The organism is Paraburkholderia sp. A1RI-2L, from assembly GCF_048957375.1.
Classification (GTDB): domain Bacteria; phylum Pseudomonadota; class Gammaproteobacteria; order Burkholderiales; family Burkholderiaceae; genus Paraburkholderia.
In genome coordinates, this window is sequence record NZ_JARBTA010000001.1 from 1,723,874 (window position 1) to 1,736,463 (window position 12,590).

Here is a 12,590-nt window from a genome sequence, read left to right on the forward strand (position 1 = left end):
GTAAACGCCAGAACCCCGGCGCTCATTCTGAGCCACCGGGGTTCTGGACATACTGCATAAGGAGCCTGACGATTACCTACTTTCACACGGGCAATCCGCACTATCATCGGCGTGGAGCTGTTTCACGGTCCTGTTCGGGATGGGAAGGGGTGGGACCAGCTCGCTATGGTCATCAGGCATGACGGGTTGCTGCGTCGCACGGGTTTGGGTCAACCTGGCGCCACAGCCAATCGGGAAGAAGCGTAAAGAGGTGCTGTTTCTTGGGGTTGTGTTGTTTCCGGCACAACACCGATCTCTCAACCGTGCGTCTGTTCTCAAGACACACCTGTTATAGGATCAAGCCTTACGGGCAATTAGTATCAGTTAGCTTAACGCATTACTGCGCTTCCACACCTGACCTATCAACGTCCTGGTCTCGAACGACCCTTCAAGGGGATCAAGTCCCCGGGGAAGTCTCATCTTGAGGCGAGTTTCCCGCTTAGATGCTTTCAGCGGTTATCTCTTCCGAACATAGCTACCCGGCAATGCCACTGGCGTGACAACCGGTACACCAGAGGTTCGTCCACTCCGGTCCTCTCGTACTAGGAGCAGGCCCCCTCAAACTTCCAGCGCCCACGGCAGATAGGGACCAAACTGTCTCACGACGTTTTAAACCCAGCTCACGTACCTCTTTAAATGGCGAACAGCCATACCCTTGGGACCGGCTACAGCCCCAGGATGAGATGAGCCGACATCGAGGTGCCAAACACCGCCGTCGATATGAACTCTTGGGCGGTATCAGCCTGTTATCCCCAGAGTACCTTTTATCCGTTGAGCGATGGCCCTTCCATACAGAACCACCGGATCACTATGACCTGCTTTCGCACCTGCTCGACTTGTCAGTCTCGCAGTCAAGCACGCTTATGCCATTGCACTATCAGCACGATTTCCGACCGTACCTAGCGTACCTTCGTACTCCTCCGTTACACTTTGGGAGGAGACCGCCCCAGTCAAACTGCCTACCATGCACTGTCCCCGACCCGGATCACGGGCCAAGGTTAGAACCTCAAACAGATCAGGGTGGTATTTCAAGGACGGCTCCATGCAGACTGGCGTCCACACTTCACAGCCTCCCACCTATCCTACACAAACCGGTTCAAAGTCCAATGCAAAGCTACAGTAAAGGTTCATGGGGTCTTTCCGTCTAGCCGCGGGGAGATTGCATCATCACAAACACTTCAACTTCGCTGAGTCTCGGGAGGAGACAGTGTGGCCATCGTTACGCCATTCGTGCAGGTCGGAACTTACCCGACAAGGAATTTCGCTACCTTAGGACCGTTATAGTTACGGCCGCCGTTTACCGGGACTTCAATCAAGAGCTTGCACCCCATCATTTAATCTTCCGGCACCGGGCAGGCGTCACACCCTATACGTCCACTTTCGTGTTTGCAGAGTGCTGTGTTTTTATTAAACAGTCGCAGCCACCAGTTTATTGCAACCCCTTCACCCTCGGAGCGCAGGCTCCTCAAGCTACCAGGGCGTACCTTATCCCGAAGTTACGGTACCAATTTGCCGAGTTCCTTCTCCCGAGTTCTCTCAAGCGCCTTAGAATACTCATCTCGCCCACCTGTGTCGGTTTGCGGTACGGTTAATGTTGAACTGAAGCTTAGAGGCTTTTCCTGGAACCCCTTCCAGTTGCTTCGCTTCCGAAGAAGCTCGCGCCACACCCTTGAATTGCGCGCCCGGATTTGCCAAAGCGCCTTCTCCAATGCAGCGACCGGGACTTCCAACACCCGGACAACCTTCCGCGATCCGTCCCCCCATCGCATTCAACACTAGTGCAGGAATATTGACCTGCTTCCCATCAGCTACGCATTTCTGCCTCGCCTTAGGGGCCGACTCACCCTACGCCGATGAACGTTGCGTAGGAAACCTTGGGCTTACGGCGAGGGGGCCTTTCACCCCCTTTATCGCTACTCATGTCAGCATTCGCACTTCCGATACCTCCAGCACACCTTCCGGTGCACCTTCGCAGGCTTACGGAACGCTCTCCTACCATGCACATAAATGTGCATCCGCAGCTTCGGTATATGGCTTAGCCCCGTTACATCTTCCGCGCAGGACGACTCGATCAGTGAGCTATTACGCTTTCTTTAAAGGGTGGCTGCTTCTAAGCCAACCTCCTGACTGTTTTAGCCTTCCCACTTCGTTTCCCACTTAGCCATATTTGGGGACCTTAGCTGGCGGTCTGGGTTGTTTCCCTCTTGACACCGGACGTTAGCACCCGATGTCTGTCTCCCGTGATTGCACTCTTCGGTATTCGGAGTTTGCTATGGCGACGTAATCCGCAATGGACCCATCAACCATGACAGTGCTCTACCCCCGAAGGTGATACACGAGGCACTACCTAAATAGTTTTCGGAGAGAACCAGCTATTTCCAGGTTTGTTTAGCCTTTCACCCCTATCCACAGCTCATCCCCTAACTTTTCAACGTTAGTGGGTTCGGTCCTCCAGCACGTGTTACCGTGCCTTCAACCTGGCCATGGATAGATCACCTGGTTTCGGGTCTACACCCAGCGACTGGACGCCCTGTTCGGACTCGCTTTCGCTACGCCTGCCCTATTCGGTTAAGCTTGCCACTGAATGTAAGTCGCTGACCCATTATACAAAAGGTACGCCGTCACCCCTCGCGAGGCTCCGACTGTTTGTATGCATGCGGTTTCAGGATCTGTTTCACTCCCCTCCCGGGGTTCTTTTCGCCTTTCCCTCACGGTACTGGTTCACTATCGGTCGATCACGAGTATTTAGCCTTGGAGGATGGTCCCCCCATCTTCAGACAGGATTTCACGTGTCCCGCCCTACTTGTCGCATCCCTAGTTCTTCCGTTCCGTTTTCGTCTACAGGGCTATCACCTGCTATGGCCGCACTTTCCAGAGCGTTCGACTAACGGTACAGATAAAGAATGCAGGCTGATCCCATTTCGCTCGCCACTACTCTGGGAATCTCGGTTGATTTCTTTTCCTGCGGCTACTTAGATGTTTCAGTTCGCCGCGTTCGCTTCACGTGACCTATGTATTCAGTCACGGATACTCCATTCGGAGTGGGTTTCCCCATTCGGACATCCCCGGATCAAAGCTTGTTTGCCAGCTCCCCGGGGCTTTTCGCAGGCTACCGCGTCCTTCATCGCCTGTGATCGCCAAGGCATCCACCACATGCACTTGTTCGCTTGACCCTATAACGGGTGTGTCTCGCCGCGGTTTCCCGCTCCGGACTCACTCGCTACAGGCTGAGTTTTCGCGTTGTGCCGTATTCCAAAGCCCTCTTTCGAGGAACTTAAAAATACATCGATACAATCACAACCCTGATTCACCTACTCCACACCCATCTCTAAGTGTGTTTCAGATAAATCTCTTTACTACTTCTTCCTGATTGTTAAAGAACGACAGCCGATATTTTCATACCGCTCTGACTGGCTCAATCGCCAATGCAAAAGGCTCTGCTGAACTTCAGCAGAACGCTGTGCATTAGGGATTGGTGGAGGATGACGGGATCGAACCGACGACCCCCTGCTTGCAAAGCAGGTGCTCTCCCAGCTGAGCTAATCCCCCAGTCACATACTCAAGGGATTGCCTCCGCCTCTGGCAGACAAAGTGGTGGGTCTGGATGGATTCGAACCATCGACCCCCGCCTTATCAAGACGGTGCTCTAACCGACTGAGCTACAGACCCCTGAGTCTGTCTTTTCTACAGCCGACAAGTGTGAGCGCTTCAATGTGCTTCGCAATGAGCTCTGGAAAGGAGGTGATCCAGCCGCACCTTCCGATACGGCTACCTTGTTACGACTTCACCCCAGTCATGAATCCTGCCGTGGTGACCGTCCTCCTTGCGGTTAGACTAGCCACTTCTGGCAAAACCCACTCCCATGGTGTGACGGGCGGTGTGTACAAGACCCGGGAACGTATTCACCGCGGCATGCTGATCCGCGATTACTAGCGATTCCAGCTTCACGCAGTCGAGTTGCAGACTGCGATCCGGACTACGATCGGTTTTCTGGGATTGGCTCCACCTCGCGGCTTGGCAACCCTCTGTTCCGACCATTGTATGACGTGTGAAGCCCTACCCATAAGGGCCATGAGGACTTGACGTCATCCCCACCTTCCTCCGGTTTGTCACCGGCAGTCTCCCCGGAGTGCTCTTGCGTAGCAACTGGGGACAAGGGTTGCGCTCGTTGCGGGACTTAACCCAACATCTCACGACACGAGCTGACGACAGCCATGCAGCACCTGTGTGACGGCTCCCTTTCGGGCACTCCCGGCTCTCACCAGGATTCCGTCCATGTCAAGGGTAGGTAAGGTTTTTCGCGTTGCATCGAATTAATCCACATCATCCACCGCTTGTGCGGGTCCCCGTCAATTCCTTTGAGTTTTAATCTTGCGACCGTACTCCCCAGGCGGTCAACTTCACGCGTTAGCTACGTTACCAAGCCAATGAAGGCCCGACAACCAGTTGACATCGTTTAGGGCGTGGACTACCAGGGTATCTAATCCTGTTTGCTCCCCACGCTTTCGTGCATGAGCGTCAGTATTGGCCCAGGGGGCTGCCTTCGCCATCGGTATTCCTCCACATCTCTACGCATTTCACTGCTACACGTGGAATTCTACCCCCCTCTGCCATACTCTAGCCTTGCAGTCACCAATGCAGTTCCCAGGTTAAGCCCGGGGATTTCACATCGGTCTTGCAAAACCGCCTGCGCACGCTTTACGCCCAGTAATTCCGATTAACGCTTGCACCCTACGTATTACCGCGGCTGCTGGCACGTAGTTAGCCGGTGCTTATTCTTCCGGTACCGTCATCCCCCCGGGGTATTAACCCAGAGGTTTTCTTTCCGGACAAAAGTGCTTTACAACCCGAAGGCCTTCTTCACACACGCGGCATTGCTGGATCAGGCTTGCGCCCATTGTCCAAAATTCCCCACTGCTGCCTCCCGTAGGAGTCTGGGCCGTGTCTCAGTCCCAGTGTGGCTGGTCGTCCTCTCAGACCAGCTACAGATCGTCGGCTTGGTAGGCCTTTACCCCACCAACTACCTAATCTGCCATCGGCCACCCCAATAGCGCGAGGTCTTGCGATCCCCCGCTTTCATCCACAGATCGTATGCGGTATTAATCCGGCTTTCGCCGGGCTATCCCCCACTACTGGACATGTTCCGATGTATTACTCACCCGTTCGCCACTCGCCACCAGGTGCAAGCACCCGTGCTGCCGTTCGACTTGCATGTGTAAGGCATGCCGCCAGCGTTCAATCTGAGCCAGGATCAAACTCTTCAGTTCAATACCTGTTACTGTTTTCTGTCCCTCTCGAGACAGGTCGCTCACTCAAAGCTGACAGGTTCTGAATAAATTCAAAAACCTGACTTACTTTTGTGTGAGACTCTTGATACTTTCGCTACTCCCGGCCATTCCCGAAAGAATCACCAGGTCACGAAACCCATCAAGCGCCCACACTTATCGGCTGTAAATTTTTAAAGATCGCGTCGCACAAGACACCGGAACCACTTCGAACTACCCGGCGTTTTCTGCGTTGCTGCATCAGCAGCAGAGAAACGAGATTATGCAGACTCTTTCGCGTTTCGTCAACATCTTTTTTAACGTCGCCGTTTAAAAACTGATGACTTCACGCCCCGCCGTTTCTCGCGGCAGGCTTCGCTGCCGGACTTCAGCTGGCGAAGGAGCGGAATTCTAGTCACGCGAATGCGATCTGGCAAGGGGTTTATGAGTCGCGGCCGCCGATACCGTCGACATGTGCCAATCTTCTGTAGCGAAGCACAACGCCTCATCTCGCGCCCTCGCCTCCAGCTACTCTGTAGGGCAAACCGATGGCCTGCGCGGAACAGACTAGAATATGAGGTTCTCTGCATCCCAACTCACGGATTTATGCGCTCGCGAATCGCCAAACGCCTTCCTCCCGATGCCGACAAGCTCGTCGGCCTGTCGCTCGCCCTGTTCGCCTCGGGCAGCCGCACCGAAGACCGCTTCTGGGAGGCCAAGCTCGACACGCTGCTCGCGAAGGTCGTGCGCAACGGCAACCAGACTACACTCGACGCCGCGCTCGACCATCTTCAGCAGAACCACCCCGACGCCTATGGCGCGCTCGCCGATATGGCCGAGACCCACAGTGAGTCGTTTCTCATCGAGCACGACGGTACACAGTACGAAGCGCTGCTCGTCGCGGCGCCCGTGCTTGCCTGGACCCGCTACGTCATTCCGTCGGGGCCGCTCAAATCGGATGCATCGGACGCGCTGCGTACGCACCTGCAGGCACATGTGCTGGCGAGCGGCGCGCGTGTAGCGATGGCCCCCTATCTCTACAGCATTGACCAGTTGCCCCGCCACCACGTCGAGACCTGGCGTCTCGCACAGCAGCTTTCGCAAGCTGCCTTGCATGGCACCGCAGCAAAGATCAGCGCGGGCGAGTTGCCCGAGACTTCACCGATCCTCGCCGACCCGCGCTTCCTGCTGGCCGTGGTTGCCGCGCCGGTCGGTGCGCCGCTGTTCCGCTGGCAGGAAGAGGAGCACGGTTCGCGCATCGAGCGTGGCCAGTGCCTCGAGCAATGGGCCACGCAGGGCGGCGCCAATCTTGCTGTCGTAATGCCCGGTTGCGAATTCGAATGTCTGCTGCCGGATGCCTACTACTCGGCCTGCCGCGACGCCGACGAACGCGTGCGCCCCCACACCATCCGCACTGCGGTGCGCTACTTGCTCGATACGATCGATGCAAGCGCCCAAGACCTGCGCGCCGTTGTCGCCGGCTTTGGCGAGCGGCGTATCGACGAATACCGCGTCGGATTCACGAAGCGCGGCAGCAACGATGTCCTGTACGGCGTAGTCTGGCCGCTCTACGGCCGCGAGAACGGTGATGCCGACATCGACGAGGAACCGTCCGAAGAAAATATTGGCACCGGCCCGCTCGAAGAGATCGTCGCGCTACTGAAGGAATCGGGCATCACCGACATCCGCCGCCATGCCGGCCGTTTCGAGCCGGAATACTGCGACGACTGCGGCGTACCTCTATACGCAGACCCACTCGGTGAGATTGTTCATGCCGAGATGCCGGAAGATGCTGAACCCGTTCAGCCACATTTCCACTAAGCAATACGACATATTCCTACCCTGCCCCGCCTATGTGCGGGGCTTTTTTTTGCCCTATGTCCTACGCCATCTGGACAGGCCGCCGCGACGCAAGCTTTTTGTCATCATGGCGCTGTTGGCCCGGTTTTAAGCGGCGCGTGCAGGGCATGCGCCGCACAACATTTCGAGAGGGGCCATTCACGAGAGGAGGGCTATGCTATGCGGTTTGCGGTATTCAATCCGGACGCCGAACGGCGCGAAGGGCTCAAGGCGCTGTTACGACAAATCGATCGACGTGCACGCTTTAACGACGCGCCAGACTGGCGCAGTGCCGAACGTGCGATGCAGCGCTTCACACCAAACCTGCTGGTGATCGACTGGCACGACGGCATCCGCCCCGGCGAGTTGCACAATTTCTCGAGCCGGCATCAGACGCTACCGGTCGCCGTGCTCGTAGACCGCAGCGAGCCGCCACACTCTCTTCGGGCGGTACTTGCCGAAGGCGCACGCGGCATCATCAGGCGCACCACCGACTCAATCCTGATCGTCAAGCTGCTCGAGCTTATTCTGCTCGGCGGCGACCACCTTCCCGCCGACATATTCGGTCCTTCGTTCTGCCCACATGGCTCGTGGCCAGTGCCGCAGCGCCGCCACTGCAAAAGCGCGCCGCATGTGGCCAAGGCGCACCTCAAGACAAGCCTTTCACCCCGCCAGGAACAGATCCTCCGCTGCGTCCACATGGGCGCCACGAACAAGATGATCGCCAGAGCCCTCGGCATCAGCGAGGGCACCGTCAAAGTTCATCTGGCGAGCATCTTCCAGCAACTCGGCGCCCCCAACCGGGCTGCTGCCGTCGCGATCTACAACGGCTTGCTGGCGAATCAACTGCAAGTGCTGCGCACACGCCGGGACAGCGCGCCCAAACCCGCATACGGTGAGCATGGCCCGGTGCCCTTGCGCTCGCGTGCCAAGCGTTCCTTCCGCTATCCGTTGCGACAAGACGACAGTACGGATCCCCTACCGTTAGCCGCGGAACCGGGCGTGCCTTACGGCGACGCGGCGCCAGCCCCACTTGAGCCTCGCTCCGAAGCCGACTCGAACAGCGAAGAGCAGGAGACGCCGCCCAGCTGCGCACACCTTTTGCGCTCCAACGAGTAATATTAAGCACATGGGGTTCCTGTATACACCGCTTCCGCTGTGGGTCATCGTCGGTGCATGGATTGCAGCCGGGGGCCTGCTCGCGCTCGCGTTATGGAATAACCCGTTCAAGCGTCTGCAAGACGCCACGCTCCAGCACGTGTGGCTCGCCATCGTCGTGGCGGTCTCCGTGCTGTGGGCGAGCAATGCCTGGCTCGAGGACGGCACCGTGCTGCATCTGCTCGGCGCCACCCTCGTGGTCACGCTGTTCGACTGGGGGCTCGCACTCGTCGCCATGGCGGTGGTCGTTGTGCTGGCCGCGGTCATCTTCGACACTCCTTGGGACGGCGTCGCGCTAACCTTCCTCGTATTCGGCGCGTTCCCTGTAGCCGTCTCTGCGTTGATGCAGCGAGCCTGCACTGCATGGCTGCCGCGCAATCTCTTCATGTTCATCGTCGGCCAAGGTTTTGTCTCGCCCGCCATCGCGGTCTCGGCGGCAGCCTATCTGGCACTTGGCACCCACGTCGCGCTCAACGGTGGCTCGATGCTCACCGTGCCCCCAGGCTATGCCTTCAGCGTATTCCTGCTCGCGTCCGGCGAGGCCTGGTTTACCGGTATGGCCACGGCGCTGATCGCGGTCTATCGCCCCGCGTGGGTCACGACCTACGACGTGCGGCGCTATCGGCTGGGTGGCCCACGCACCTGACCCGGACACACCGCGGCCACAAGCCGCAGCTTGCACGGCAGGCACGCCAGGAAGCCATTCCGCCAGCCGGCTCCGCGAAATATTTGTCTGGCCCCGGAACTCATCCATGCGGTGCAGCATCTTACGGTGCCTGATGTCCCACCCTCATCCAGAATAATCAGATGGACCGCTACAACGCATCTCGCCAGTTGCTGACTGTAATTGGCCGGCTGGCCGCCTGCGCCGTGAGTCTCACATTCGTTTGTACGCTGCCCGCCCAGGCCGATCAGCTCGATCAGGCCACTCAAGCCGGCCCCATCGATCAACCAGGCGATTTTGCCAGCCGGCAGAGCGAGCTCGCGAATTCCTTCGTGACCCAAATACATGCCGACCCGCTGGTCGCAAGCTGCGCAGCGCACGGCAATTTCATTGCCAGCACGTCGGACGCACTCGATCATGTCGAGTTTCCGCCCAGCTCTTTCGACAGTGCACACTCTACCGTCACGCCCTGGAACGACTCGTTCGACGAAGGCAAGCAGCGCGTGAAAGTCGATACGATCGTAACTGTCGATGGCATCGGCATTCCCAAAGACAGCGGCCACGGGCCCTACGATCTGAAGTTCCGCTGCGGCTACGTAGGCCAGCAGATCCTCGCATTCAGCTGGAACGATCCCGTACCGCCCCTGCGCGCACGCAGCGAGTCCCGCGCCTCGACAGGCGGCACTGCAGCCCACGCCAGCGGCAAGCACAGCACGAAGTCGAAGAAGACCACTGGCAAGAGCAAGAAGACCGCGACTTCGAGCAAATCGGGCCACAAGTCCTCGGCCACGAGTACAAAGAGCACGAAGGGCACGAAGGGCACCAAAAGCGCAACGGGCAGCAGCAAGCCGACAACGAATTCGGCCACCACGTCGACAGCCAGGAAAACGAGCACGAAAAAGAAGTCAACGACGCAATGATGACCCGGCGCGGTCCACACGGCGTGCGCCGCACATGACAAAGGGGGAAGCGGTGCACACCGCTTCCCCCTTTGTCATGCTGCTGCCTTCGCGTCAGGCGAACTTGACGACGTGCTGCAAGATCGCTTGCAACATGGCGGCGCCTAGTACGGCGCTACGCTCCCCGTTCCAGCCCACCCGCTCATCGGGCAGGTTCGCGTTGTCCTTGAACGGCATTTCAAGCGTGAGCGACAGGCAACCGTAGCGATGCCCGATGTACTTCGATGCGAGCTTGAGCGCATCTTCACGATAGCGGCTCGCTTCGTAGCCGTGCTTGTCCTGGAAGTCCGGGCTCGCCACCTTGAACGCTTCGATGAATGCAGCCTGCTCGGCGCGCTGCTGCTCGGTGAAGCCGGGCAGCATTTCCGAACCGGCCACAAACACATAGGGCAGCGTCTCGTCGCCGTGAATGTCGAAGAACAGATCGCAGCCGGTTGTCTCGATTGCATCGCGCACGACGAGCACCTCGGGGCTGCGCTTCGCATCGGGTTCCATCCATTCGCGATTCAGGTTCGCGCCCGCAGCATTGGTGCGCAGGTTGCCGTGCACGCTGCCGTCCGGATTCATGTTCGGCACGATGTGGAAGATCACGCGCTCGAGCAGCATGCGCGCGACCGGATCGCCCGACCAGTCGCCCCAGCCCGCCAGACGCTTCACGAGCCCTTCGACAAACCATTCGGCCATCGACTCGCCCGGATGCTGGCGCGCGATGATCCAGACCGTCTTCTTGGGCTTGCCTTCGGGCGTAGTGTCGCCCGGCATGCCGAGCGAAAGAAGCGTCATCGGCCGACCCTCGACTGTCTGGCCGAGTTCGCTCAGCGTCGCGTGCGGAAGCTGCTGGAGCGCCCCGAGAAATTCGGAATGGCGCTCCTCGCTGTACGGCTCGAAGTACGCGTAATAGACACTGTCGAACTCGGGCGTATGGTCGATGACGAACGCCTTGCCGTCGTACGAGGTCGGTACGCGGAACCAGTTCACGCGGTCATAGCTCGCCACGGCCTGGTAGTCGCGCCACCCTTCGGGAAATGCGCACGCCGAGCCGTTCTCGAACGTCATCACGCAACGCTCGCCGCGCCCGCCCGTGAGGCGGAAATAAAACCACTGCGCGAAATCCGATTGACTGTCGGCACGCACGCGCAGGCGGATATCGTCGGCTTGCTCGCACGAGAGCACTTCAATCGCGCCCGCATCGAACTGGCTGGAAATGGAAATCGTCATGTCTGTTTCCTTTGCTGGATCGGCAATCCGGCCGCTCAATCGGCCAGACGCCGGCGGAACACATACGTCGAATCGTTCGATGCCGCAGCATCGAATGCATAACCTTCCATATCGAAGGCCTTGAGCGCCTCGGGTTCGGCTAAGCGGTTCTCGACCGCATAGCGCGCCATCAGCCCGCGCGCACGCTTCGCGTGGAAGCTGATGATCTTGTAGCGGCCGCCCTTCCAGTCTTCAAACACCGGCGTGATGATGGGCGCCGCGAGCGCCTTTGGCTTCACGGCCTTGAAGTACTCGGTCGATGCGCAGTTCACCAGCACGCGCGCACCTTTCTTCGCTTTTTTCTGATTGAGCTCGAACTGCGCGTTGAGCGCGTGCGTGATGCGCTCGCCCCAGAACGCGTAAAGGTCCTTGCCGCGCGCATTCTCGAAGCGTGTGCCCATCTCCAGCCGATAAGGCTGCAGCAGGTCGAGCGGACGCAGCACGCCGTACAGGCCCGACAGCACGCGCACGTGCTGCTGGGCGTAATCGAGATCGGCGTGAGTGAGCGATTTCGCGTCGAAGCCTTCGTACACGTCGCCGTTGAACGCGAGCACGGCCTGCTTCGCGTTGGCCTCGCTAAAGTGCTTCGACCAGTCGGCGTAGCGCTGGAAGTTCAGGCTGGCGAGCGGATCCGAGATGCTCATGAGCGAGCCGATCTGCTGCGGCGAAAGACGGCGCAGGCCATCGATCAGCTCGGCTGCGTCGTCGACGAAATCAGGGATGGTGTGGGTTTCGATGTGCGCCGGCGTGTCATAGTCGAGCGATTTGGCCGGCGACAGAACGATTATCATAGAGGCTTGCAGGCACGAGCGTGCCGATGTTCAAAGGCGAAAGCCCGATTGTAGCGAATTCACGAATGACCGGTTTTACGCCCTCAGACAGCTTCCCCGCCCCATCCCCCGCCACGGCAGCGCAAGATCCGCTCGCCGTGGTGCTCGATTCGAATGTGTGGCTCGACATTCTCGTGTTCGACGATCCGCATACGCGCCCCATTCGCGCCGCGCTCGAACGTGGCGCGCTCGATGCGCTGATCGACGCACGTTGCCATGCCGAGCTTGCGCACGTGCTCGACTATCCGCAATTCCAGGGGCGCGGCACGGACAAGGCGGCCGCGCTCGCCACGCTGGCGACGCTCGTGCGGCAGATCGCGCCGCCAGCGCTGCCCGCCGACGCCCGTGCGCTACCCCAATGCCGCGATCGCGACGATCAGAAGTTCCTGGAGCTTGCGCGGGCCAGCGGCGCTGTGTGGCTCGTATCGAAAGACCGAGCGCTGCTCAAGCTCGCGAAGCGTATCGCGCGCGATTTCGGCTTTCGCATCGGCACACCCGAAGCCTTTGTCGCCGAAACCTCGGCGGCCTGGGCTGGCGTATGACCAGCGGATCAGCCACTCACGCCCCGGCCGTTCGCGGC

Annotated in this window: 7 protein-coding genes, 2 tRNA genes and 3 rRNA genes; 5 read left to right on the plus strand and 7 right to left on the minus strand. The window is 59.0% G+C overall.

Translation table 11 applies throughout. The features are described from left to right. Positions 1-63: 63 nt before the first annotated feature. The 5 genes from rrf to PWP93_RS08000 form a co-directional block, all read right to left on the minus strand. A 5S ribosomal RNA gene (rrf, locus tag PWP93_RS07980) occupies positions 64-177 on the minus strand. Between the two features lie 155 nt (positions 178-332). After that, positions 333-3,212, minus strand: a 23S ribosomal RNA gene (locus PWP93_RS07985). A gap of 300 nt (positions 3,213-3,512) precedes the next feature. Next, positions 3,513-3,588 (minus strand) — tRNA-Ala (locus PWP93_RS07990). Positions 3,589-3,631: 43 nt separating this feature from the next. After that, positions 3,632-3,708, minus strand: a tRNA-Ile gene (locus PWP93_RS07995). A 65-nt stretch (positions 3,709-3,773) separates the two neighbouring features. Next, positions 3,774-5,306 (minus strand): 16S ribosomal RNA (locus tag PWP93_RS08000). Together the 16S, 23S and 5S rRNA genes with 2 tRNA genes alongside form the textbook arrangement of a ribosomal RNA operon. Before the next feature lie 603 nt (positions 5,307-5,909). Here PWP93_RS08000 and PWP93_RS08005 point away from each other — a divergent pair. The 4 genes from PWP93_RS08005 to PWP93_RS08020 all read left to right on the plus strand — a co-directional run bounded on the left by PWP93_RS08005 (position 5,910) and on the right by PWP93_RS08020 (position 9,884). Continuing rightward, positions 5,910-7,124 carry a DUF2863 family protein gene (locus PWP93_RS08005; RefSeq protein ID WP_421044066.1) on the plus strand — a complete coding sequence of 405 codons (1,215 nt, stop codon included), beginning with the start codon at positions 5,910-5,912 and terminating at the stop codon, positions 7,122-7,124. Between the two features lie 198 nt (positions 7,125-7,322). Further along, positions 7,323-8,261: a helix-turn-helix transcriptional regulator gene (locus PWP93_RS08010; RefSeq protein ID WP_421044067.1), complete on the plus strand. Its 939-nt coding sequence runs from the start codon at positions 7,323-7,325 to the stop codon at positions 8,259-8,261. A 10-nt stretch (positions 8,262-8,271) separates the two neighbouring features. After that, positions 8,272-8,946 carry an energy-coupling factor ABC transporter permease gene (locus PWP93_RS08015; RefSeq protein ID WP_421023581.1) on the plus strand — a complete coding sequence of 225 codons (675 nt, stop codon included), beginning with the start codon at positions 8,272-8,274 and terminating at the stop codon, positions 8,944-8,946. Between the two features lie 161 nt (positions 8,947-9,107). Next, a complete protein-coding gene (locus PWP93_RS08020; RefSeq protein ID WP_421044068.1) occupies positions 9,108-9,884 on the plus strand; it encodes a BspC domain-containing protein in 777 nt (258 codons plus the stop codon). A gap of 93 nt (positions 9,885-9,977) precedes the next feature. On the opposite strand, the gene PWP93_RS08025 is transcribed toward PWP93_RS08020, so the two are convergent. Next, on the minus strand, positions 9,978-11,141 hold the full coding sequence (locus PWP93_RS08025) for a M14 family metallopeptidase (protein ID WP_421044069.1): 1,164 nt from the start codon (positions 11,139-11,141) through the stop codon (positions 9,978-9,980). Between the two features lie 35 nt (positions 11,142-11,176). Continuing rightward, positions 11,177-11,971, minus strand: a complete 795-nt coding sequence (gene yaaA / locus PWP93_RS08030) for a peroxide stress protein YaaA (protein ID WP_421023578.1) — start codon at positions 11,969-11,971, stop codon at positions 11,177-11,179. 65 nt (positions 11,972-12,036) lie between these two features. Between yaaA and PWP93_RS08035 the strand changes: the two genes are divergently transcribed. Beyond that, positions 12,037-12,552 (plus strand): putative toxin-antitoxin system toxin component, PIN family, encoded by a 516-nt coding sequence (locus tag PWP93_RS08035; protein ID WP_421044070.1) that lies wholly within the window; start codon positions 12,037-12,039, stop codon positions 12,550-12,552. The last annotated feature ends 38 nt before the right edge of the window (positions 12,553-12,590 follow it).

Coding starts and splice junctions, on each gene's coding strand:
- PWP93_RS08005 (WP_421044066.1), top strand. CDS start 5,910: ATGCGCTCGCGAATCGCCAAACGCCTTCCTCCCGATGCCGACAAGCTC.
- PWP93_RS08010 (WP_421044067.1), top strand. CDS start 7,323: ATGCGGTTTGCGGTATTCAATCCGGACGCCGAACGGCGCGAAGGGCTC.
- PWP93_RS08015 (WP_421023581.1), top strand. CDS start 8,272: ATGGGGTTCCTGTATACACCGCTTCCGCTGTGGGTCATCGTCGGTGCA.
- PWP93_RS08020 (WP_421044068.1), top strand. CDS start 9,108: ATGGACCGCTACAACGCATCTCGCCAGTTGCTGACTGTAATTGGCCGG.
- PWP93_RS08025 (WP_421044069.1), bottom strand. CDS start 11,141: ATGACGATTTCCATTTCCAGCCAGTTCGATGCGGGCGCGATTGAAGTG.
- yaaA (WP_421023578.1), bottom strand. CDS start 11,971: ATGATAATCGTTCTGTCGCCGGCCAAATCGCTCGACTATGACACGCCG.
- PWP93_RS08035 (WP_421044070.1), top strand. CDS start 12,037: ATGACCGGTTTTACGCCCTCAGACAGCTTCCCCGCCCCATCCCCCGCC.